Raw genomic sequence first — 23,058 nt, 5'->3', positions numbered from 1 at the left:
CGTTAGCTCTGCTCGGTTGCGCGGATCGCGCTTTCTATGCGTTCGATCATGAATTCCATAAACAGCCGCGCTTTGGGGTCTTGATGGCGGCGATGGGTATAAAGACAGGCCATCTGGACGGGCAGGGGCGGGGTCTCTTCCACCACCGGAACCAATGCGCCGCTGCGCAAATGCTCTGCGATTTCAAACGTGGGTTTCATGGCAATGCCTGTGCCTGCCAGCGCCCAATCCGTCAGCACATCCCCGTCGTCACATTCAATCCGGCCCCGCACGTTGAACTTTTGCGGGCCTTCCGGGGTTTCCAATTCCCACTGGAATTCCGTTGCGCCCGGATAGCGCAGGTTAAGGCAATTATGCTGGCCACGCTCGATTTCGGCGCCCGTTTTGGGGTGGCCGTGGGCCGCTATGTAGGCGGGACTGGCGCAAAGCACCCGCTGGCAGTCGGCAATCTTGCGGATGCGCAGGTTGGAATCCGCCGGACGCCCGAGGAAAAAGGAAATATCAAGCCCTTCCGCCGTCAGGTCGATGTTCCGGTCGCTGAGACGCAGACGCACATCTACCAGCGGATATTGCGCGGTAAACGCGGGGGTATGGGGGGCAATCAAACGCCGCCCCACCCCGAGCGGCGCCGCAATATACAGCGTACCGCGGGGGTTGTCCGTCACGTCCCCGATGCTCGCCTCGGCAGATTCCACTGCCTCAAGCACCCCGCAGGCGCCCTCATAGAACAACTGGCCCTGCTCTGTGGGGGTCAGGCTGCGGGTGGTGCGCTGGAACAGACGCACGTCAAGATGGGCCTCAAGCTGGGAAATCCGCGCAGAGGCAACCGCAGGCGAAATCCGCTGGTCCCGCGCTGCTGCAGACATGCTGCCCAGTTCGTACACCCGTATGAAGGTTCTGATATTGTCGAAATAAGACATTGTAAGTTTTTTTTTGACACTGTTTGCTGAATGACAAGCGTAGCGCGAAAATAGGGCAGGCGATAGTGTGAAGACACGTCAAAGGAGGACAGATTAATGTATGATATTGCAATCTTGTGGGATTGGTTTGCCTTTGCAGTGCGCTGGCTGCATGTCATCACGGCAATTGCATGGATCGGGTCTTCCTTTTACTTTGTCGCGCTGGATCTGGGGTTGCGTAAGGCGCCCGACCTGCCGGTTGGGGCCCACGGCGAGGAATGGCAGGTGCACGGGGGCGGCTTCTATCACATCCGCAAGTTCCTTGTGGCACCAGAGAACATGCCCGACCATCTGATCTGGTTCAAGTGGGAGAGCTACGCCACATGGCTGTCTGGTGCGGCCTTGTTGATGATTGTCTATTGGGTCGGCGCAGAGCTGTTCCTGATTGATCCGGCCAAGGCGGATCTGGCGGTCTGGCAGGCTATTCTGATTTCCGGTGGTTCGCTTACAATCGGCTGGATTTGTTACGATTTCCTGTGCAAATCCAAGCTGGGCGAGACCCCGACAGTGCTTATGCTGCTGTTGTTTGTCATTCTGGTGGCGATGTCATGGGGCTATAACCAGATTTTCACAGGGCGTGCTGCGCTGTTGCATCTCGGCGCGTTCACCGCGACCATCATGACAGCCAATGTGTTCCTGATCATCATGCCGAACCAGCGTATCGTGGTGAAGGATTTGCAGGAAGGCCGCACCCCTGATCCGAAATACGGAAAGATAGCCAAACTGCGCAGCACCCACAACAACTATCTGACGCTGCCGGTTCTGTTCCTGATGCTGTCCAACCACTATCCGCTGGCTTTTGCGACCGAATACAGCTGGATCATTGCCTCGCTGATTTTCCTGACAGGCGTGACGATCCGCCATTACTTCAACACGATGCACGCCACCGGACGGGGGCCAAGCTGGACATGGGCGGCGACTGTGGTGCTGTTCTTGATCATCGCATGGCTGTCTACCGCGTCAAGCTGGGACGGAGATTACGACACGGTTGAGAACCAGCCCCTGACCGCATACGAGCAGCGCTATGCACAGGCCGAAGGCTTTGAGAAAGTCCATGAAATCGTGCTTGGCCGCTGCTCTATGTGCCACGCCCGCGAACCCGCATGGGAGGGCATGCACTGGGCGCCCAAAGGCGTGCATCTGGAAACAAAATCCGACATCGCCCGCGCCGCCCGCCAGATCTATCTGCAATCCGGCGTAACCCACGCCATGCCGCCCGCCAACATCACCTACATGCCCGACGAAGACCGTGTGAAAATCGTGAAATGGTTCCGCAGAGCAAATGAGAATGCCCTCGCAGGGATATTGGAGTAAGGGGCTGTTCCGTGGGGTAAACAGCTATAGGTTGTATTAGCCCTTGTGCATCCGTGTTACATCTGAGAAGAGACCGATTGGTTTTAAGCTTTTGGCAGTCAAAAGCTTAACAAATACAAGGTCTTGCATATCATGTTAAGTAATCTGGTAATCCATATAGGCGACCCGAAAAACGGTTCAAGTTCTATCCAAAATAGTCTCGCCCAAGGTCTGTGGCAGTGTGACAGTCGCACAATTCAAATGTCCAATTTGCGCAACGAAGTTGCTTTGGCAAAATCCCTGCGTCGGAAAGGCGACGCCGACAATCGCAATGCGCGCTTTGCCGAACTGGCCGAGTGGGCACGTGCGTCAGAGGCCGACTACGGGGTAGTATCCTCGGAATTTTTCTCTCAAATCCAGCCCGAGGCTCTTGCTGAAGCTTTAGATGAGCATCTGCCTGAATACGCGGGTAAAGTTCGCATACTCGCTTATGTCCGTCCTCATGCCGAGCGTTTTGTTTCAACCTACGCACAACGCGTCAAGACGGGATTGTTCGTGCGCGATATGCCTCTACTCCTCAGTGGCCTTAGTTCCGATCTCTCGCTCAATTATCATCGCCGGTTTTCAGCGTGGAAAGCGGTGTTCGGAGAGAAATTCTCTCTCCGCCCGTTCGTAAGAGATGCGCTCAATAACAATGACGTGGTGTATGATTTCTTTAACTTTGTTTTGGAAGGTGCGCATTTTTCCTTGAAAGACCCCGGTGTCGCCAACCGGTCCCTAGGTCTGCAGCAAATCGCTGCTATGAGGGCGTTCCAGAAGACGCTTATCCGGCATAAAGTGTCAAGAAATGTCCGTGCCGTCATGGGCGGCGCTATCGCACATTGTGTGGGTGAGATTACTTCGGCGGAAGGAGAGAAACTCACCTTGGACAGGGCTTTGTTGGAAAAAGTGGATGAATTTTTCCGTGACGATGCTCGCAAGACTGACAGCACTTTTTTCAATACTCCGTGGCTTGAAAGCTCGTTGGATAAATCAATGACTAAAGCGATCTCAGAGCCGAAATCCACCCGCCCGCGCGACCAGCTTTCTCCGGAACAGATACAGGAAGTCGAATACCTCGCCGTGCGTTGTGCGACTGTGATCGACGACAACCCCAAGATCTGGCGTGCGGCAAATAATGTACTGCGGGGATATGAGGCCGAGGCGGAGCGTATCCCGCTGAATGAAAATGAGAAGCTTGCGCAGGAGAAAGCGATCGTGCTTTGCCGCGAGACCTCTCGTTTGATTGCCTGACGACGGAATATTTCCGCTCTTTTTGCCGCAGACACGGAACCGATGGCGCAGCCAGCCGTTGCTTTTGCAGAGAGCCCCTTAACGGGGCTGTCGCGCTTGGACGATTAGGTCCATGATGCAATCGACAACGGGAGTGCAGCAATGCCAAGTGATACCGATCCAACACCGAAGCCCACTGCCCATGACGCCCTGACCGCGCTGCCGGAGGGGGCGTTGTTTACCGATGATACGACGTGGCAGGTGGCGCGGGCGGATAAATTTGCGCTGATTGTCGATGCGGCGGATTATTTTCGGGTGCTTCGCAAGGTGTTTATTGGCGCGAAGAGAGAGCTGCTGCTGATCGGTTGGGACTTTGATTTTGAACTGGAAATGCTCCCCGGAGAGGGGGACGAAGACGGGTTGGCACCGGACGGTTTGCCCAACCAGCTTGGCAGTTTTATCGAAGCAATCGTAGAGCGTTCACCCGATCTTAATGTTTACATGCTAAAATGGAATGGCGCGGTACTGGCGGCACCCGGCCGTTTGGCGCCAACTGTCGCGTTAAGCATTTTTGGCAGTGAGCGGATCCATTTTGCGCTGGATGGGCATCACCCGTTTGGCGCCTGCCATCACCAGAAGATTGTCGTCGCAGATGATGCGCTTGCATTTTGTGGCGGCATTGATGCCACGGAAAAACGTTGGGACACGTCAGAGCATTTGCCTGACGATCCTCGCCGGATTTGTAAGGACGGTACGCCCTCCGGCCCTTGGCATGACGCGACCTCGGCGCTGACCGGCCCTGCTGCGGCTGCGCTGGCAGAATTGTCGCGCAGGCGCTGGCATCGGGCCAACGGAGAGACTCTTTCCCCTCCGAACGACACGCCACCAACACCCTGGCCGGAGGGTCTGGAGGTGGATGCGACAGATATTGACGTGGCCATTTCCCGGACAGAGCCTCCGTTTGATGGCAAACCGCTGATTAATGAGATCGAGCAATTGTTTCTCAACGGCATCAACGCGGCGGAAAGGGTGATCTATATCGAATCCCAATATTTCGCGGCAGAGAGCATTTGCTCCGCGCTGGAAAAGCGACTGCAAGAGGATGATGGCCCCGAGATCGTCGTGATCAATCCGGTAGAGGCGGAATCCTGGTTGGAAGACGACGCCATGCATGTGCTGCGCCACCGTATGGTGGAACGGCTGATGAAGGCGGACCATCAAAACCGCTTTCGCATTTATTATCCGGTGACAAAGGCGGGCGAACCGATCTATGTGCACGCAAAGATCATGGTGGTGGATGACAGGCTGTTAATCATCGGATCGAGCAATATCAACGACAGGTCGATGGGGTTTGATACGGAATGTAACGTGGCAATCGCAAAGCCTGCCAAAGTGATAGAGCGATTTCGCGTCCGCCTAATTGCCGAGCATCTCGACGTTTCACCCGAGACATTCCGCGAAGCCGAGGGCAACGATCAACAGTTCATCGCGGCGATTGAGCATTTGAACCGCGAAAAAGGGCGCGGGTTGCGCAGACTGTCCCGTGAAAGCCCGACCCTCATCGGGAAAGTGCTTGCAGATACCAGACTGCTGGACCCCCGCTACCATCCGGGCGAGCAGACCAATGCGGGCAGGGGGCTGCGCCCGCGCCACATCGCAATTCTTGCCGGTGGACTAGCTCTCGGCTGGCTCGCATGGCGCAAGTGGGGCAGGTAGGGCAGCATCGCAGGTTGCGGTCCGCATATGTCTCTGCTTAATCTGTCTCGGCGGGACTTCCCGTTAAAGGACACTCCGTGCGAAGACCCTGTAAAAAAACGGTAATCTCTGAGCTTCGGGCGCTGGCTATCTGGTTTGTGGTGGTGACTGTGTTAATCTACCTCTACGCCGACGCAACCGATCCCATGCCCGTTAGCATCACAAGCCGATTGCTCATCTCTACGGGGATTGTCGCTTTTCTGAACCTGCCTTTCGTGAAAGCCATCGGGCGGATCTATCTGAACACCACGCCGGACGATGCTGATCTTGAGGATTGAAAACCCGCGTTATCCGACTGCGAAACACTCGCAATCGGGTGCCGCAAGCATCAGGGTAATTGCTCGGACGCTTCAGTACCGGCCAATCAGTCATTGATCCGTGCCGTAAACTCAAACGTCGCTGTCGATCCGGGCTGCACCTCACCCTCACACATCCACTTCAGACTGCCGACGTAACCGGAGTTGACCACCGCAGGCAGCGCCAGCGTACATTCAGTACCGTCGGATATCTGCACCGATCGCGTGATTTGACCCGCAAGACGGGTGTGGGGCGGGGTCATATCCTGCACCTTCACATCGTGAACCGCCGTCGTTCCGGTGTTAACAATGCGTATTCTGTACAAGAGCACATCAGCAGGTCCAGCCGTGTTAAACCGGCTTTCCCCGCTGGATTGCGTCAGGTTTTCAACGGTTTTTTCAACGACAATGCCCCCAATCTGCCGCCCGATAATGATCCGGTCGGTATTTTCGAGACGCACCGCTTTATCAATCCCGCGCAGCGCCGTATCCGCCACAAGCTGATAGGTGATGGCCGCTCCGTCCGGCAAGCCGGAGGATGTGGCGACGCGGGAGATCAGGCAAATCCGGTCACCGCTTTCCACCACGCGCGGGCCGGACACCAGCGCTCCGGTTTGGCCATCGCAGGCTTCGTCATAAAACAACGCCACGCTCGCCGCGCCGGTTGAGGGGAGAGACAGATTTTCGACGCTAAAGGACACACTGCCAGAGCTGCCTGCACTATAGTCATGGGACAGCAGGGTGATTTGTGCGGATTGCGTGTAAACCACGCTGTCCTGAGACAGCCGCGGCTGCGGGACCAACCCGATGCCCAGACCCTCCAGATCACTATCTGCGGCCAACACCAGCGTAATACGCCCGTCATTCGGCGCAGAGGGTATAATTTCCGGCATACCATCCGTAGTTTCGGAAATCGCAATAAACCCCTTGGGGGGAGCGGTGCGCAGGACAACCGCGCCGGTGTAACCGGCCGGCAGACTGGCGGACCAGAGGCCGAGTTCATCCGTGACCGCCACGGCAAGCACCGTTCCGTCCAGCGTTTCAATTACGACGGTGACCTCTCCCAGACCCGTTTCGCCGCCGCTTTGGATACCGTCATGGGCGATGGCCCCCTGCGTGCCGGCATCTGTAAAGACCTGTCCCGACAGACGCGGGCGGGGCAGGCCGGAGATCGCTACGGCGTGGTCCTCAACCTCTCCGTCGGGGGCTATCTGCACGGGGTCCAGTCCGGCGCGGCTTGACCAGCGGAACCGGGCAAAGCTGTTACCGGCACGGGCTGTAGCGGGGACCGTCACCGACAGGGCAATGACGCCGCTTGAGGGCGCGGTTACATCGCTGGCAATTTGTTCGTCCGCCCCGAACGCGCCGTCGCCGTTCCAGTCAACCCACGCCTGCAAATATCCGGTCTCCCCGCCCGATTCCACCACGCGAATTTCAAGGGTCTGCACCGTTCCGGCCGGCAGCGCGGGGAGCGTGACGCCGTCTTCGTCATCAACACCGCTATCATCATCGCCGCGCGCCGTGGCATTCCCCAGCGGGCCCGCATCCGTATCCGGAACTGTTGTCCCCAAATACAGCGTTTCATAAATAAAATGGTAGGGGCTGCCATAATTTGCAGTTGCAACACCGTCCGGCGCGCTGCCGGATACGGGGCAATCGGCGTAATCGGTGCAGATAGAGGTTACACCGGAAACAGAGGCTTCGGCCTCTCCGATCCCGACCCCGAAGAACCCCAGCAGCGGATCAACGGTGAGATCCAGAAGCGGCGAGACCGTATCCACCAGCAGCCCGCCCACATACTCGCCAACCAGCGGTTCAACCGTGGTGTCGATCAACGGTCCGATCTGATTACCCAGACTGTCTTCCACCTCAACATCCAGGTTCCGCGCGAGCGTTCCGATCAGATCACTAAACGAAGATGCGCCATCCCCGATGGACTGCCGCCGGGGGTAAGGGGGGGAGAAAAACAGCGTCTCACTGACTGGCGGAGCGCTTTGGGCGAAGGATTTGACACGGATGCCCGCACTTTCCTGCACCAAACCGCCCGCCAAGGCAACGTCCAGCCGCCCGATGGTGGCATAGTCCACATCGGATTGCAGGATCGGGCGGGAACGGTTGAAAAACACCGCATCGTCGATGCCACCCAGAAACAGGTCGATTGCACTGGGCGCGAGGATCACGCTTGCCGTTTTGGTGGTCGGATCTGCAGACAGGATCGTGCCATCCACCCGCCCGAATTCAAAATAGAGGTCCAGATCTCCTAAAATGATCTCGGAAGTGACCGCCCCTCCGACCAACGGCCCGAGCGTTGCGTCCAATGCAGAGGTATCGACCGCGGTGCCCGCAAGGTCGACGGATACTTTGGCGCGGACCGTGGAGGTGTGGAACTGTGTGCCAGCCCCGCCGCATTCAAAATGGGGCGGCTCCACCACCTGCAACAGGATCTCTGCGCCCCCGATGCCAAATTGTTCAAGGATTTCATTGTTAAGTGCGACCGGCTGCGTCGTCGTCACCACGTTTTCATAATTATACAGCTGGATCGCCCCGCCAATCAGGTCCAGCACATTTAGGTCGATATTCGCCAAAGCCCCCTGTGTGAGCGCAACCGTAATGAGATCGGCAAGATTGATCGTCTGGGTCAGTTCCCCCACAGGCAGGCTAAGCGCGTTAAGCGCGTCCACCAGGGCGGTATCGCCATCCGCCTGCGCAACCGCGGCGGAGGCCTCAACAAGCTCCAGCAGCGTCAGGTCAACGTTTAAAACCTGTCCCGGATCGGAAACGGTAACATCCGTCCCGTTGTCCCCGAGCAACCCCAGCAGATCAATATTGGCACCAGCCATCGCGTTCCAGTCCAGAACGCTCAGGCTGATGTCAGTACCAAGCAGTCCGGACAGGATCGGACCCAAAAGCTCGGCCTCACTGGATTCAACGCTGGCCATGCGCGGCCCCGCAAAAACACAAGCAGCACCGCAAGAGTCCTGCGCCCGCACCGCCTGACCGATCAGGGTACAAAGAGCCGCCAGACCAACGACTGCATGCCCGAACCGGATCAATGCGAACAGGGGCTTCAGAGCGCGAGCCAACCAGCGCAGGCTACCAAAGAGCAACGATGCGGGATTGAACACGCAACGATGTGTGCACAGGAAAACCAATTGGATAATCAGGGCAGTTAGAAAGAGAGAAGTATATATAAGTCGGCGGCGCATTGATCTTGGCTACATCTTCCGGCGCTGGATATTCAAGCGGGCGCATCAACTCGAATCAAAATACATATTTATCGGGCAATCGCTGTCAGTTTACCGGATAGCAGACCTATTCAAACGGTCCATCCGCGTAGTTTCAGGTCCAAAAGGATAGGTCTTAGGAAGGGGGGCAAGATAGCGCGCCTGCGGTCAGTGTGGCGACCGCTCAGGGTAATTGCCAGATCAGGAGAGAGTCTGAGGCGGCGGACCGCGAAACACAGCTAAAACACACGCGCGAAATGCGTTGGAAGAGGCAGCGGGTTGCTAAGTTTTTTATAAGGAAATGGTGCCCCCACACGGACTCGAACCGCGGACCTACTGATTACAAATCAGTTGCTCTACCAGCTGAGCTATAGGGGCACTGGGGGGGCTTTTGAGGCAAGTTGGGGGGGAATGCAAGAGGTTTTTTGCGGAGGTTTGCAAAAAATTAATCTCTGTTTGTCAGGCTGACAATTGCAACTGCAATCAGGCTTATCAGGACGATAACCAGCGCAGCAGGTGCGGCGCCTTCGATGTCTTCGAGAGAGGCGTGTTGATAGACGGAGGTGGCCAATGTCGACTTGGAATATAACAATAATGTTGCTGGCAGTTCTTTTACACTGTCGACAAATATCAGCAGGGCTGCGGTGGCAACTGCGCCCCTTATCATCGGGGCGTAAAGCCGTACCAATGTCTGTCGCGGGGATTGTCCCAGTGAACGGGAGGCCATACCAAGGGAGGGAGAGATTTTTGTAAAAGCGGCGTCAATCGTGCCCACTGCGATTGCAAAAAAGCGCACGCAATAGGCTAGCATGACAGCGCCGACAGAACCGACAAGCAACAGACCCGGATCAAAGCCTGTCAGCCAGAGAATGCCATCAGCGACCCGGTGATCCAGCATCGAGAGCGGGATCAGGAAGCCCAGGCCAAGCACGGCCCCTGGTGCGGCGTAACCGATTGTGGTGACGGGAAGAATACGGCTTAGGCCGGTGTGTCGGAACAGGCGGACGCTGAACACCAACAGGACGCCGGCTATGACTGTGATGGCCGCGGCGCCACCGGCAATCAGCACGGTGCGCATGGTAGCCTGCCACAAGGCCGGATCGCTCCAGAGTTTGGCGCGGCCAAAGGCGTGATCCCCGAGGATCGCAATAGGGAGGATGAAACCGATGAGCACGGGAAGGGTGCAAAACAGCGAAGCGGTGAGACCTTTGATGCCGCGAAGGTGTTGCCGCTCGGGCGGTCGCATGTTGCGGGCCGTTTCGTGGAATTTTATCCGGCGGCGGGAGAATTTTTCCAGAAGGACAAGGACAGTGACAAACACCAGAATCACGCAGGCCAGTTGCGCGGCCCCGCCGGCATTGCTGGCCTCCAGCCAGACGGTGAAAATGCCCGTGGTCAGGGTTTGCACGGCGAAAAATTCCATCGCGCCGAATTCGTTCAGGGTTTCCATCATCACGATGGCCACACCGGCCGCTATGGCAGGGCGGGCGAGGGGAAGGCCCACCCGCAGAAAGCTCGCCACCGGGCCACAGCCCAGGGCGCGGGAGACCTCTATGGCGGCGCCGGACTGGGTGCGAAAAACACTGCGCGTGAGAAAATACACATAGGGGTAAAGCGCGCCTGCAAGAACGATGATGGCGATACCGCGGGAGCGGATTTCAGGGAAGAGGTAATCCCGTGGCGTTGCCCAGCCGAACAGTGCGCGGACGCCGGTTTGCAACGGTCCGGCATATTCAAGGAAGTCTACGACCGCGAAGGCCGCGATATAGGCGGGGATGGACAGGGGCAGCAGTAATGCCCATTGCAGCACGTTGCGTCCGGGAAACCGGTACATGACGACCAGCCAGGCCGACAGGGTGCCGATCACGCCCGCCAGCAGGCCAACGCCGGCCATCATGATGACCGAATTGGTCAGGTAACGGGGCAGGGTGGTGGCCAGCAGATGGGGCCAGATGTTTTCGCGCGGAAACAAGGCAAGCCAGAAAACCGTAGCGACCGGCAGGATCACGAGCAGGGCAATGCACAGTCCGAGCAGCGTCCAGCCGTCCAGACCATACCGCCGGCGCCGTGGCGCAGAAGTGACAGCCGCTATATCTGATGTTTCAACCATTGATCCGCGCTTAAACCAAAGCTATTTCGGTGTCTACACGTGTAACAGGCAGTCAATGGATTTCAGACTTCATATCGGCGTGCACCGGAGCGCAACGCAACACCTTCGCAAGATGCTCTGGCAGAACCGTGATCTGTTGCAGTCCCAAGGCATTTGCGTGCCTCTCGCCGATCAGGCGGAACGGGCGTTTGCGCGGGCGATCAAGCAGATTAGCAGGGGCGCGACCCCAAGGGACGTAAAAGCGGAGCTGGTTTCAGCGTTAACCAAAGATCAGAGCTATCGTCGTGTGGTGATGATTGATCCGAGTATTTCGGGAACATTGATGCGGCCTGTGGGAAAAGAGTATTTTTACCCCCGCATTGCCACCACCATGTCGCGGATCCTGAACGTTCTGAACGGCGAGTCGCTGCGGGTTTTTGTTGGCCTGCGCAATCCGGCGAGCTTTATCCCGTCCTGTTACTGTGCGGGGATGCGGCATAATCCGGCCCTGTCGTTTGAGGATTTTGTGGCGGATGCCAATCTGCAAGGGTTGCGCTGGTCGGACTATTTGCACCGCGCACAGTTGAAAAAGGCCGATTTGCCGATCACGACCTGGCGGTATGAGGATTATCCTTTGATGTGGCGCGATGTGGCGCAGGCGCTGACGGGGATCAAAAACCGAGAGCTTCTGGTGGGGTCAAGCGCCCCGGTGAACAGCGGTTTGTCCTTGCGCGGGGCGATCCTGATGCACTCTTACCTGAAGGAGCATCCTGTCGGGACGCGGGCAGAGTTTGAGAAGTTGAACCGAGCGTTCGACCGGAAATTTCCGAGCACGCAGGGCTTTAATGATGAGTTGCACTGGCCCGAAGAACTGACCGAAGGTATGACGGAGAACTACGAAGATGATCTCTATTATATCGAGCGGATGGATAACGTCATGATGCTCTCACCAGAGCGTTACGACTAATCTGCGGACAGTTCGCGCAACGGTTTGCAGCAACGGTCGGCATCAGGAGGCCGTGCGCAACTGGTCGATGTCTTCAATGTCAGTATCATCAAAATCGGTATCTGTGTCCTCCGCGAGCGGGCAGGTGAACCAGAATATGGTTTTTTGTCCCGGGATGCTTTTGAAACCGATCGTGCCGCCCATAGATTCCACCAGATGACGGGAGATGTTCAGGCCGAGACCCGTGCCGACTTTCTTTTTATTCGCCTTGGTGTCGGCCTGTGCAAACGGCTGGAAAATCCGGTTGTGAAATTCTTCGGGGATGCCGGGGCCGTGATTGGTCACGGCGATGCGGACCTCTCCGGAAAGAAGCTGCGCGCTAAGCCGGACCCGTGTGTCCTGATCAGAGAATTTGCACGCGTTGGACAGCAGGTTGGTCAGCACCTGAATGATCCGCTTCTGATCTGTCCAGATGCGGTAGTTGCCTTTGGGGATAGAGACATCCAGCCCGACTCCGCATTGCGCGGCATAGGGGGCGATCTGGTCGGACACCAGCACCAGTAGTTTGCTCAGGGATTCTGCCTTGGCGTCGATGTGCATCTGTCCGGCGTTCATCTTTTCCATATCCAGAATGTCATTCACCAGATTATAGAGCCGTTCGGAATTGGACTGGGCGATCTCGACCAGTCGGGTTGCGACCGGAAGCTTGGCTTCGGCCACTTGGGATTCCAGCAGGCCGAGTGAGCCTTTGATCGAGGTGAGCGGCGTGCGCAATTCGTGGCTGACGGTGGCGACGAAATCCTGTTTCATCCGTTCCACCCGAATGCGGTCGGTAATGTCCACCTGTGTGCCGATCATACGCAGCGCGGTGCCGTCTTCGTCCCATTCCACCACGATGGCGTCGGACTGGATCCAGCGCCAGTCAGAGCCCGTATCAGAGACGCGGAACCGGGCTTCGGCCCGTTCAGTGACCCCTTCGATACAGGCGCGGTGCGCTTTGGTCAGGTTTTCGCGGTCATCCGGGTGAATACAGTCCAGCAAGTCGTTGAACGGATCGGCAGGGTCGGTCGAACTGGTAATATTCATCATCATCCGCCACATCTTTGAAACGACAGATGTGTTATTTTTCAGATCAATGTCGAACACCCCGATTTGCGCTCCGATCAGCGCCAGATCCCAGCGTTCTTCCATCTTGGCGATCTTCTGGGCCTGACGTTCCCGTTTGGTAATATCCCGCATCAACAAGGTGACGCGGGATTCGTTGTCCGATGTCATCCATGTGTTTTTCTCCACCTCCAGAATGGTCTCGCCGTGGCTGTATTCCGAGGCAGGCAAGGTCAGTTTGAAACGGGAGTCCGGAACACTCAGGTCCAGACCGGGCAGGACTTCGACGATGTTGCGGCTTTCGAGACCGACGGTTTTTGGCGTCAGCAAGAGCGTTTGTGCCGCGCCGTTCACCTGAAGAATACGCCCGTCCGCATTCGTGGACACGATTGCGAGCATGGCGTTTTCGATGATGGATCGGCGTTCTTTTTCCCGTGTCGCCAGTTCGCTGGATTTCTGTTCGACAAGCCGCGAAATGGTGCGTTCGCGCCGGTTCATAAAGCGCAACATCATCATAATCAGAGCGGTCACAGCAAGGCAGAGCGCCAGCATGACCCAATGGGCGCGGAAAGGCTGGATCTGATCAAACCTGTTGGAGCCGGTCCAGAGCAGGCGGATCGGGCGGCCAAAACCCTCAACATACATATCGCGCACGAACCTGGGCTCAGGGTTGGCGTTTTCTTCCGGGATATTCTGGAACAGGGGCGGGGTTGTCGGGATGGTGTCGGTAAACCAGGCCCGCAGTTCGACCAGTTCTTTTTGCGCCGGTGACAGGGTGTCAAAGGCACTGTCCATATCAATGACTGCAAAAACATAGCCGAGAAATTCTTCAAGGCGGATCGAACCGTCCGGTTCTACCCGCGACAGGCGGGTGACGGGGCGCAGCAGGATCCCCTTGCTGAGCAATTCACCGTTAATGGGAAGCTTGACGTCAGGCACCAGTGCGAGCTGTCCCGTCGCGCGTGCTGACTTTGCGGCGGCGATCACTTCGGGGTAAAGACTGAAGTCCGTCCCGATCACAGAGTCCCCCGGCGTGCGCGGGCGGATGCGCCGCACGATCAGACTATCGGGGTTTTCGCTGCCGTGCGAGGCAAAGCCGATGGCGTTGATGCCGGACTGGTTGTCATGAATGTCGATGGCGCGGGCGTAGTCGTCCATCTCGGTAAAACTGATGTCTACCGATGCGATAAACAATCCGGCAAGCCCGCCCAGTGTGCGTTCATAAATTTCGGCAGTGCGGCTGAGAGAGGCGACCGCCTGTTCCACAATAACCGAAAAGTTTTCTTCCGATTTGTGGTCGGCAATGCGTTTCACCCCGATAGAGGCCAGAACAGATGCGGTCAGGCAGAACCCGATCACCATCCATTGCAACCAAAACGAACCCCGTTTTGAATTCATACTCGATCTGCCCGTCGCTCGGTGTCCTTACTGTGCCAGTTCCAAAGAACAGCCAGCCGGACACACATTTTATCTAAGCGAACTGTAAGCGGACTTTTGCTGCCAGCGCAGTCGAAAAATGACTGTTGCCGCACGTTTACCATTACTGAGCGGTTTGTATGTCACACAGCTATAGGTAGATCAGGGGGAGTTTGCGCAGCCTGGCGTGTCGCAAGCCGGAATGGTGCGGGTTGCACCGCTCAGCCAATGTGTGAGGCGATCTGTTCAACCCTGTCCAGATCATCCTTGATTGGCAGCTTGTGCCTTGCCCGTTCCAGCGCCAGTTTTGAATGGCGTCGTGCCTCTGTATCCATGCCGGGGTAATCCAGCCTCTTGATCGAGAGAAAGGCTTTTTGCAGCCGGATGCCGACCTCTACCGTGCCAGCCCCGTCCCGTGCAATCGGGGTAAAGGCATCGTCGAAGAGTTCGCAGATTTCAAGTTCCGGTACGATAATCCGGTCATAAGCGATCTTTGGTTCGTCTTGCTGGGCCGCAATATCGGCCCATCGGGAAAACAGGCGTACAAAGCTGCCGATGATGACGATTGCGGTTCCCGGATCATTCACCGCCGGCGAGAGCGCACGCGCTGCAATTTCAGCGAGAACGACCAGACCAAAGCGGGGGTCTTCGTCAAAAGTGCGATTGACGCCAATGACCAGAGCTTCCTGAATCTCGGTAACAATCTCCGGTGCGGGTTCCACCAGCGTGTCGAGTACAACAATCGGCTGGTCGGGCGCCAGAAAATGACCGGCGGGGGCGGAAATCATCATGCGCAGATTGTGCTCTTCGGCCAGTTCCTGAAGCGCGCTCATATTCACATATTGCACATAGCCAACTTCGTCGCAGTATATCTTCACCCCAACCAGCGTATTCGTGACCGTTTTTTGCACCCCGCCCATAAACGGGGCTTTCTGGTGTTTCTCCATACATTTGCGGGCCGCGCTCTCGGCTTTGTTGATCGTGCTGCCCAAACGTCCCAGCCGCGCGATGTTATCGACCCAGCGCACGAAGGTCAGAATGACCCACGCAAAAATCGCCAAAGTCAGCAAGAACAGCACAAACAATCCGCCGCGCCCGTAAAAGCCGGTTTTCAGCGCAACGATAGAGACAATGCTGAAAATGAAAGCACCGATGAAGCTGGATAGTGCGGTTTTGGAAACATCATCTTCCAGCACAAGGGTAAAGGCACGCGGGGTGGCGGACTGGCTTGCAGAGGAATAGGAGGACAGCATGGACCCGACCGCAAATGTGGCCACGGCAAGCATTGAGGACGAAATGATCGTCAGCAGGGTTTCAATCGTGCCCGAGGTGATTTCCGGCAGTTTTTTGCTAAAGGGCAGACTGTCGGCAAACTGGGCAAAAAGCGCGGTTGAGACGGCAATCAGACAATAAACCAATGGTTTAAACCACAGCCGTTTGCGCAATTGCAGAACCGAATGGATAAATCTTGTTTTCATTGTCTCGCCATCCCTAAGCCGTACCCGAATACGCAGAAAGCAGCCCTGACCGGACGACCATGTAAATCTGCTTGTTTTTAATGAAGTTAGCGGGGTTAAGGGGCAGGGCAAACACATTCGTATAAGGGTCCGCACAGAGTATTTGAATTGATGCAAAAATGATCTAAATCTCAAACAAGATTCGCGTGTTTTCTCGTGTCGGGAACGGCCTCTGACCTGTTGCTTAAGAGGCTGATTTGTAGATATTATTGAACCCGGATAGCCTTAGATTGACGGAGTTGTCGGAATGCAAATCAATCTGGACGCAATTTTTGCTTCCGCCTTGTCGCCTTACGTTCTGGTAGACGCGGACCTGCGTATGGTTTGGGCCAATGAAGCCTATTTGCAAGTGACGGGCCGCACCCGTGAGCGGATCATCGGCCGCCTGATGACTGAGGAATTCCCCGCACCAGAGGACTCCGTGTCTGACAAGATGCTGAAGGGCTCTTTCCGCAAAGTGTTCGAAACCGGCAAGCCTGACCATTTGCCGTTGATCCCCTATCCGATAGAAACCGCTGACGGATTGATCGAGAACCGGTATTGGAGCGCGACGCACACACCGATCCTGCGGGCCGATAACAGTGTGGAATTCATCCTGCAAAACACCGTGGATGTGACCAGAATGTACCGCGGTGACAATCCTGAGGGGCTAAAGCTTCTGCCCGAGCAGGTTGCGATGATCCAGCGGGCAGAGGCGGTGGCAAACAAGAACCTCGAACTTGAGGCCATGACCGAATTCTTCAAGTCGGCCTTTGATCAGGCGCCAAGCTTTATGGCGGTGCTGAGCGGGGCGGACCATGTGTTCGAAATAGCCAACAAGACCTATACCGATCTGATCGGTCCCAGGGAAATCGTTGGCCGGACCGTGCGGGATGCGTTTCCCGATCTTGAGGGTCAGGGCTTTTTCGAGCTGCTGGACAAGGTTTATACTTCCGGAGAGGCCGTGTCCTTTCGGGGGATGCCGGCAACGCTTCAGGCGACCGCAAAGGAGGAGCCTGAACAATTTTACGTCGATTTCATGTTTCATCCGCTGAAGGACGCTGACGGGGTGGTCAGCGGCATACTTGTGCAGGGCCATGATGTGACCGCACAAAAGACAGCGGAAGCGGATCTGACGGCCACCCGTGAAAAGTTCCGGACCATGGCGCAATCCATGCCAAATCATGTCTGGACTGCAGATCGGGATGGCGGGCTGAATTGGCTGAACGATCGCGTTTACGACTATACGGGGGAAGTCGAAGGCTCGCTTTACGGTCCCGATTGGATCCGGGTTCTACATTCCGAAGATGTTGACGGGGCGATGGCGAAATGGGCGTATGCCATTGAAAACGAAGTTAACTATGAGACAGAATTTCGCATCCGAAAGGCTGATGGCAGCTACCGCTGGCATATTGTGCGTGCCTCCCCTTTACGCGCCGAAGATGGCACGCTGACCGGCTGGGTTGGTACCAATACAGACATTGAGGACCGCAAAGCTTCGGAAGAGCAGATCGAACGGCTGAACGCCACGCTAGAAACCCGTGTGTCCCGTCGCAATCGGGAACTGGAAGAACTGCACGCCACCCTGCGCCAAAGCCAGAAGATGGAGGCTATCGGCGGGCTTGCTGGGGGGATCGCCCATGATTTCAATAACCTGTTGCAAGTGATCACCGGAAATCTGCAAATGGTCTCGCGTGAGATCGAAGCCGGGTCTCCGGCGCATGAGCGGTTGGAACAAGCCTCCAAAAGTGTGGCGCGCGGGGCGATGCTGGCCTCGCAACTGCTGTCCTTTGCGCGAAAACAGCCGCTGTCGCCTGTGCCTCTTAATCTGGCGGAACTTCTGGTGGAAAATACCGAAATTATCAGCAGCGCGGTCGGGGAAGGGGTGGAACTGGAAACGATTGTCGCGGACGGGCTGTGGAACACCTATGTCGATCCCAACAATATGGAAAACGCGCTGCTGAACCTTGCCATCAACGCGCGGGATGCGATGGACGGGCAGGGGCGTCTGACGATCGAACTTGGCAATGCGGAATTTGATGCGGCCTATGCGGCCTCCCATCCGGTGGTGGATGCGGGGCAATATGTGTCATTCTCGGTGCGCGACACCGGCTGCGGCATGCCTCCGGAGATTGTAGAGAAAATCTTCGAGCCATTTTTCACCACCAAACTAGAGGGACAGGGCACCGGATTGGGGTTGTCGATGGTCTACGGGTTCGCCAAACAATCGGGCGGCCATATCACCATCACCAGCGCGGTCGGAAGCGGAACGGCGATCAATATTTACCTGCCACGTACGCTTAAAGCAGTGGAAACAGGGACGCAGACCAGCACCGACGGCGTGATGTACGGCACCGAAACCATTCTGATGGTTGAGGATGACGACGAGGTGCGCGAGACCGCCCGCCTGATGCTGGAGGATCTCGGCTACGGGGTGTTGCCGGCGGCGGATGCGGATGAGGCGCTGATCATTCTGGACCGGATTCACACGATCGACCTGTTGTTTACGGATGTGGTGATGCCCGGAAAAACCAACGGGCAGGAACTGGCCAAGCAAATTCAGGAGATCCGGCCTGATTTGCCGGTGCTGTTCACCTCGGGTTATGTGCAGGATGCCATCGTACATGACGGGGTTCTGAACGAAGGCGTGCAATTGCTGAGCAAACCTTACACGCAGCCGGAACTGCAACGCAAAATCCGTCAGGTGCTTGACGCGGCCTACGTGCCCGCGACCGACCAGCCGGAGGCAGAGGCAGAGGCAGAGGCAGAGACATCTGCGCTTGCGCCGTCTCAGACAGTGGCCGAGGGCGCGTCCAACGGCCTGTCGGTTCTGGTTTGCGAAGATGACTTTCTGATCCTGACCGACATAGCCGAGGGTCTGCGCGAGGCAGGTTACACCGTGTTTGAGGCCACAAACGGCGATGATGCTTTAGACCTGCTGAAAGAGCAGCAGATCGGGGCGCTGGTCACGGATGTCGGTTTGCCCGGCCAATCGGGGGAAGAGCTTGCTACAGAAGCGCGGACAACGTTTCCCGGCCTGCCGATTGTCTTTGCTACCGGCGGCATAGAGGTTCAGGCGGCCGAAGTTCTGGGCAATTGCGAAGTGCTGACGAAACCGTTTCAGGAAATCCAGTTGCGCGATGCGCTGGACCGTCTGGTGAGCAAAGCAGCGGCGGAATAGCCGCTGCCAGCCCGCCGGACGGTCAGGGCCTAATCCGGCTTGCGCCCCCTGCGCTCCAACACACCCTCGGCCCAGCGGTCAGAGGACGCACCGAAACAATCGTGGATGGAATCCGCTGCAATTACGCTGCCAAGCGCGAGCCGGCCAAGCATGGATAGGCCGCGGCGGACCTCATTGTCACGACCGACCACTTGCCCGTCAGGGGCGGTCGCCGCGCCGGAGCCTTCATAGCGGGGGTGCAGCGTGCCTTCGGATTTTAACTGTGTAAACAGCCCGTCCGACACCGCCTCCAGCGCAGGGGGCGGCAGTACGGCGTCAATCATCACGGAAACATTTGCCTCTGCGTTATGTTCCTCCAGATGCCAGCCGCCGTCGACCAACTGGATGTCGGGATCCTCCACCACGCGCAAACTGACAAGACCGGAATTGATCACGGCCAGAAGCTCTTGTGAGGATCGCAGCGGCGGGCCGTAAGAGTAGCGTTTGATCCCTTCGTCAAAGCCGACGATTGTTCGGGCGGTTTCCGGCTCCATTCGTGCGGAATTAAAGTTCGCCCGCAACTCGTTCTGCATCTTGCGCCAGACCTGCCCGACACAATAGCCCACCGATGGCGGGGTGCTGCCTTTGGCCATTGCGATCCCGTGTTTCAGGGTTTCTTCGGGGCTTTGATCCTCTTGGTCCCCCGGAGAGTCGCATTCTGTCCGCAGCCAGAGTTTTACGGCCTTAGCGTCAAACGCCGCCCCGAGTGTTGCGCCGATTCGCACCACAGGGGACAGCAATGCCTCGCAAATCGGGGCCAATGCGCGGTCCGGTCCTTGAGCCACCGCCTCTTGCACGGCGATCTCAAATTGCTCTACCTCCTGTAGTGTGGGGTCAAATTTCTGGTCAAGCGCGGCGTCCACGGGTTTTGGAAAGGGCGGTTTGCCATTCAGCGAAAATGCGTAGATCCTTTGTGGTTCCTTGCCGGAAGGGTGGTAGGTTTCCCCCTCAAACCGGCCGCCAAGTCCGACTGTCAGGAAGCGTATTACATCGAAGGTGGACAGGCCCAACCCGCGAATGCCAACCCTGCGGTCCGACCAGTTTTTTGCCGCTTCCAGTAACAGACGGTCGGGATAGGCGTTAATCACACAGGCACCGGTGTCTTTGGCGTGCGTGCTCCAGCGGGCCCATTGCGGGTCCGGCGGGGTCAGCGGCTGGCCCGGTATAAGAAGAACCTCGTGGAAGGGGCCGTAGCTCCGGTCTTGCGCGCGGACTTGCCAGCCCGCATCGCTTTGCACCAGACGGGAGGCTTTGGACTTGAGCGCGGTCACGTCTATGGCCACGCCACTGGATTGAGTCATATCGCGAAACCGTGCCATCAGATAGTCGCCAAGTTCCGCGCGGGGCGGAAACCTTTCGCCGTCCCCGTGACCGCGATCAAACTGCCAGTCCGTGAAATCACCGCAGGGCAGGGACAGGACAGGCGGAATATCGACATCGCGCAGGGGAATGTTGAGAATGCTGTGGGGCGTTTGTGCCGGATCAAAATTCGGACCGGCGCCCGGCAGTTGCAGATCGTCAAACAGTGTCAGGTCAAGCGTGGTGCCGCTGCCCTCCAGCCGTGCCACCAGTGCTTCGAGTGCACCAAGACCCCGCGGGCCGGCCCCGATCAGGGCGATGCGAATTGTATCAGTCTCGCGTGTCATGAATTGTCCTTGGTTATACACTCTTGCAGTCCGGTGAGGCAGGACGCCCTTGCGGTTTTGTCAGAATGTGGCGTGGCCCTGCGGTTTGTCCAGCACGGCTGGGTCGCTCACGTTTGAGTGATCACTCAAATATTGTGTTGAGTGATCGCTCAAATGGGTTAGGTAAGGATGCAACCCCCAAATCGGGGGAGACCGAAACCGACGAGAGGACCACCCGATGGCCGAATTCAAAATCCACACAATCGACTCCGCACCCGAAGCCGCCAAACCGCTTCTGGAAAAATCCTTCAAGGCAAACGGGCGGATTCCCGGCTTGCACGGCACGATGGCGGACGCGCCGCAACTGCTTGAGGCTTATCAGGTGGCCCATGCGCAATTCATGGCGACAAGCCTGACAGATGAAGAAAAAACCGTTGTCTGGCAAACCATTAATGTAGAGCACGACTGTCATTACTGCGTGCCCGCCCATACCGGAATCGCCAAGATGATGAAGGTGGATGACGCCATCACCGAAGCCCTGCGCAACGAAACACCGCTGCCGACTGCCAAACTGGAAGCGCTGCGAGACTTTACCCTGCTGGTGATCCGCAATCGCGGTTTCGTCGAGGATGCGGACACGCAAGCCTTCCTTGATGCCGGTTTCACGACCACCAACATTCTGGAGATCATCTTGGGGGCAGCGCAAAAACTGATGTCCAATTATGTGAACCATTTTGCCAAAACCCCGGTTGATGAGGTGTTCCGCAAATTTGAATGGTCCCGTAAACCACTGGCCGCCGAATAAGCCAACCTAGCCCCGCGGCGTTTCTCCTGCGCTGCGGGGTTGTTTTTGACAGCGGCCCTTGTTCCGCTATCTTTACAAGCAAACAAAGGGCGGCTGCATTGCTGCCCTCTCCGGACTGGCCTACACAGCGCCGGACGACTGATCTGAAAAGGACACATCATGACCGATCCGCTTCGCATTGACATTATCTCTGACGTGATGTGCCCTTGGTGCATTATCGGGTATCGCCAGCTGGCACAGGCGCTGGAAGACACCGGCGTTGCCCATGAAATCCACTGGCACCCGTTTGAGCTGAACCCCGAAATGCCTGCCGAGGGGCAGAATATGCGCGAGCATATCGCTGAAAAATACGGCTCAACGCCGGAACAATCTGAGCAGAGCCGCCAGCAGATGACCAAGCTTGGCGCGGATCTGGGGTTTAGCTTTAACTTTGCCGAAGACATGCGGATGCATAACACGTTCAACACCCATCAACTGTTGCACTGGGCAGAGACCCAAGGCCGCAAGCATGATCTGAAAATGGCGCTGTTTGACGCCCATTTCACCCACCGCCGCAACCTGTCTGACGATGGCGTGCTGGCGGATGTGGCTGGGGAAATCGGTTTGGATCGGGACGAAGCGGCCGCAGTCTTGGCGGACCAGCGTTTTGCCGCCGCCGTGCGAGAGGTTGAGGGCTTTTGGACCCAACAAGGCATTCGCGGCGTTCCGGCGATGGTGTTCAACCGCAAGCATCTTGTGACCGGGGCGCAGGGGGTCGAAAATTACTCCAACGTCTTGCGCCAATTGACCAACGAGACCGTCTGACATGGCACGCGCGGCCCCTTATGATCGGGAAACAGCGCTGGAATCCGCTCTGGCGCTGTTCTGGGACAAAGGGTTCCACGCCACATCACTGAAAGATCTGGAAAAGTCCTTGAAGATGAAGCCGGGCAGCATCTATGCGGCTTTTTCATCGAAAGAAAATCTGTATTTGCTGGCTTTGGAACGCTATTTTAACGCATCTCGTGCAAGGTTGCAGGATCATGTGAAGGCTTCGGCCTCGCCACTTGGGGCGCTGGCGGATTATCTGCGCTCTTTCGCGACGCTGGCGCCGGACGACAAGGCGCGGCAGGCATGTATGTTGACCAAAACGCTGGTAGATACCCGCAACACCGAACCCTCGATTGCTGCGGCAACACAGGGGTATCTGCTGGAAATTCAGGGCGAATTTGCCGCTGTGTTTCGCGCTGCGCAAAATCGCAAGGAACTGCCGGCACATCTGGACCCGAACCGGCTGGCCCGCCGGTTTCAGGCCAATATTACAGCCCTGCGGCTGGCGCTGCATCAAGGCATGGAAACGGTGGCTTTTGAAGAACTGGCCGAAGATATGGCCCGCGAGATCGAAGACCTGCGCCTGCCGGAAGGCGGCTGAGGGTCTGATCGGCTTAGGCAGCAGCGCGGTGGCCTGTTGCGCAAACTGATCGGGCGCTTTGCGTTTGCCGCCTTCGGACTGCTGTTCAATTCGGCAATATGATCAAATGCGTAGCGACCTGCGCCCACATGAAAAGGCGCGCGGCTC

15 protein-coding genes and 1 tRNA gene are annotated in these 23,058 nt (G+C 57.1%); 9 read left to right on the top strand and 7 right to left on the bottom strand.

The genetic code is table 11. The features are described 5' to 3' along the window. Positions 1 to 2: 2 nt before the first annotated feature. Entirely contained in the window at positions 3 to 920 is a 918-nt protein-coding gene (locus BFV97_RS15505; RefSeq protein ID WP_069301308.1) for a LysR family transcriptional regulator, read from the bottom strand. Positions 921 to 1,016: 96 nt separating this feature from the next. Here BFV97_RS15505 and BFV97_RS15500 point away from each other — a divergent pair, with 96 nt between their 5' ends. The 4 genes from BFV97_RS15500 (at position 1,017) to BFV97_RS15485 (ending at position 5,557) form a co-directional block, all read left to right on the top strand. After that, entirely contained in the window at positions 1,017 to 2,273 is a 1,257-nt protein-coding gene (locus tag BFV97_RS15500; protein WP_069301307.1) for a urate hydroxylase PuuD, read from the top strand. A gap of 132 nt (positions 2,274 to 2,405) precedes the next feature. Next, a complete protein-coding gene (locus BFV97_RS15495) occupies positions 2,406 to 3,545 on the top strand; it encodes a hypothetical protein (RefSeq protein ID WP_069301306.1) in 1,140 nt (379 codons plus the stop codon). A 141-nt stretch (positions 3,546 to 3,686) separates the two neighbouring features. Continuing rightward, complete coding sequence (locus BFV97_RS15490; RefSeq protein ID WP_083225680.1) at positions 3,687 to 5,240, top strand: phospholipase D-like domain-containing protein; 1,554 nt, start codon at positions 3,687 to 3,689, stop codon at positions 5,238 to 5,240. Between the two features lie 77 nt (positions 5,241 to 5,317). Continuing rightward, the gene (locus tag BFV97_RS15485) at positions 5,318 to 5,557 is read left to right on the top strand and encodes a hypothetical protein (RefSeq protein ID WP_245667768.1); all 240 of its coding nucleotides are present in this window, start codon (positions 5,318 to 5,320) and stop codon (positions 5,555 to 5,557) included. A gap of 86 nt (positions 5,558 to 5,643) precedes the next feature. Here the strand turns inward: BFV97_RS15485 and BFV97_RS15480 are convergent, their stop codons facing one another. The 3 genes from BFV97_RS15480 to BFV97_RS15470 all read right to left on the bottom strand — a co-directional run bounded on the left by BFV97_RS15480 (position 5,644) and on the right by BFV97_RS15470 (position 10,909). After that, a complete protein-coding gene (locus BFV97_RS15480; protein WP_157888346.1) occupies positions 5,644 to 8,658 on the bottom strand; it encodes a GEVED domain-containing protein in 3,015 nt (1,004 codons plus the stop codon). 443 nt (positions 8,659 to 9,101) lie between these two features. Next, positions 9,102 to 9,177, bottom strand: a tRNA-Thr gene (locus tag BFV97_RS15475). Positions 9,178 to 9,244: 67 nt separating this feature from the next. Continuing rightward, on the bottom strand, positions 9,245 to 10,909 hold the full coding sequence (locus tag BFV97_RS15470) for an ABC transporter permease (RefSeq protein WP_069301304.1): 1,665 nt from the start codon (positions 10,907 to 10,909) through the stop codon (positions 9,245 to 9,247). A 55-nt stretch (positions 10,910 to 10,964) separates the two neighbouring features. On the opposite strand from BFV97_RS15470, the gene BFV97_RS15465 reads away from it, so the two are divergent. Continuing rightward, entirely contained in the window at positions 10,965 to 11,855 is an 891-nt protein-coding gene (locus BFV97_RS15465) for a hypothetical protein (protein WP_069301303.1), read from the top strand. Positions 11,856 to 11,897: 42 nt separating this feature from the next. Here BFV97_RS15465 and BFV97_RS15460 read toward each other — a convergent pair whose 3' ends face one another. Both BFV97_RS15460 and BFV97_RS15455 read right to left on the bottom strand, forming a co-directional pair. Next, the gene (locus tag BFV97_RS15460) at positions 11,898 to 14,336 is read right to left on the bottom strand and encodes an ATP-binding protein (protein WP_069301302.1); all 2,439 of its coding nucleotides are present in this window, start codon (positions 14,334 to 14,336) and stop codon (positions 11,898 to 11,900) included. 239 nt (positions 14,337 to 14,575) lie between these two features. Beyond that, on the bottom strand, positions 14,576 to 15,832 hold the full coding sequence (locus tag BFV97_RS15455; RefSeq protein WP_069301301.1) for a DUF2254 domain-containing protein: 1,257 nt from the start codon (positions 15,830 to 15,832) through the stop codon (positions 14,576 to 14,578). Between the two features lie 286 nt (positions 15,833 to 16,118). Between BFV97_RS15455 and BFV97_RS15450 the strand changes: the two genes are divergently transcribed. After that, positions 16,119 to 19,031 carry a hybrid sensor histidine kinase/response regulator gene (locus BFV97_RS15450; RefSeq protein WP_069301300.1) on the top strand — a complete coding sequence of 971 codons (2,913 nt, stop codon included), beginning with the start codon at positions 16,119 to 16,121 and terminating at the stop codon, positions 19,029 to 19,031. 29 nt (positions 19,032 to 19,060) lie between these two features. On the opposite strand, the gene BFV97_RS15445 is transcribed toward BFV97_RS15450, so the two are convergent. Further along, the gene (locus BFV97_RS15445) at positions 19,061 to 20,716 is read right to left on the bottom strand and encodes an FAD/NAD(P)-binding protein (RefSeq protein ID WP_069301299.1); all 1,656 of its coding nucleotides are present in this window, start codon (positions 20,714 to 20,716) and stop codon (positions 19,061 to 19,063) included. A gap of 217 nt (positions 20,717 to 20,933) precedes the next feature. Here BFV97_RS15445 and BFV97_RS15440 point away from each other — a divergent pair, with 217 nt between their 5' ends. From BFV97_RS15440 to BFV97_RS15430, 3 genes are all read left to right on the top strand, one after another. Further along, on the top strand, positions 20,934 to 21,500 hold the full coding sequence (locus tag BFV97_RS15440; protein WP_069301298.1) for a carboxymuconolactone decarboxylase family protein: 567 nt from the start codon (positions 20,934 to 20,936) through the stop codon (positions 21,498 to 21,500). Between the two features lie 159 nt (positions 21,501 to 21,659). Further along, a complete protein-coding gene (locus BFV97_RS15435; protein ID WP_069301297.1) occupies positions 21,660 to 22,304 on the top strand; it encodes a DsbA family oxidoreductase in 645 nt (214 codons plus the stop codon). 1 nt (position 22,305) lies between these two features. Further along, positions 22,306 to 22,911, top strand: coding sequence for a TetR/AcrR family transcriptional regulator (locus BFV97_RS15430; RefSeq protein WP_069301296.1), 606 nt, complete (start codon positions 22,306 to 22,308; stop codon positions 22,909 to 22,911). Positions 22,912 to 23,058: the final 147 nt, after the last annotated feature.

The organism is Neptunicoccus sediminis (assembly GCF_001719615.1).
Classification (GTDB): Bacteria; Pseudomonadota; Alphaproteobacteria; order Rhodobacterales; family Rhodobacteraceae; genus Amylibacter; species Amylibacter sediminis.
Note: the sequence above shows the minus strand (reverse complement) of the source record. Positions and strands in the feature narration are given on the sequence as shown.

Excerpts from the sequence above, each read along its gene's own strand:
- BFV97_RS15500 (WP_069301307.1), top strand. The coding sequence starts at position 1,017 with ATGTATGATATTGCAATCTTGTGGGATTGGTTTGCCTTTGCAGTGCGC.
- BFV97_RS15490 (WP_083225680.1), top strand. The coding sequence starts at position 3,687 with ATGCCAAGTGATACCGATCCAACACCGAAGCCCACTGCCCATGACGCC.
- BFV97_RS15460 (WP_069301302.1), bottom strand. The coding sequence starts at position 14,336 with ATGAATTCAAAACGGGGTTCGTTTTGGTTGCAATGGATGGTGATCGGG.
- BFV97_RS15465 (WP_069301303.1), top strand. The coding sequence starts at position 10,965 with ATGGATTTCAGACTTCATATCGGCGTGCACCGGAGCGCAACGCAACAC.
- BFV97_RS15450 (WP_069301300.1), top strand. The coding sequence starts at position 16,119 with ATGCAAATCAATCTGGACGCAATTTTTGCTTCCGCCTTGTCGCCTTAC.
- BFV97_RS15445 (WP_069301299.1), bottom strand. The coding sequence starts at position 20,716 with ATGACACGCGAGACTGATACAATTCGCATCGCCCTGATCGGGGCCGGC.
- BFV97_RS15470 (WP_069301304.1), bottom strand. The coding sequence starts at position 10,909 with ATGGTTGAAACATCAGATATAGCGGCTGTCACTTCTGCGCCACGGCGC.
- BFV97_RS15495 (WP_069301306.1), top strand. The coding sequence starts at position 2,406 with ATGTTAAGTAATCTGGTAATCCATATAGGCGACCCGAAAAACGGTTCA.
- BFV97_RS15505 (WP_069301308.1), bottom strand. The coding sequence starts at position 920 with ATGTCTTATTTCGACAATATCAGAACCTTCATACGGGTGTACGAACTG.
- BFV97_RS15435 (WP_069301297.1), top strand. The coding sequence starts at position 21,660 with ATGACCGATCCGCTTCGCATTGACATTATCTCTGACGTGATGTGCCCT.
- BFV97_RS15430 (WP_069301296.1), top strand. The coding sequence starts at position 22,306 with ATGGCACGCGCGGCCCCTTATGATCGGGAAACAGCGCTGGAATCCGCT.
- BFV97_RS15455 (WP_069301301.1), bottom strand. The coding sequence starts at position 15,832 with ATGAAAACAAGATTTATCCATTCGGTTCTGCAATTGCGCAAACGGCTG.
- BFV97_RS15440 (WP_069301298.1), top strand. The coding sequence starts at position 20,934 with ATGGCCGAATTCAAAATCCACACAATCGACTCCGCACCCGAAGCCGCC.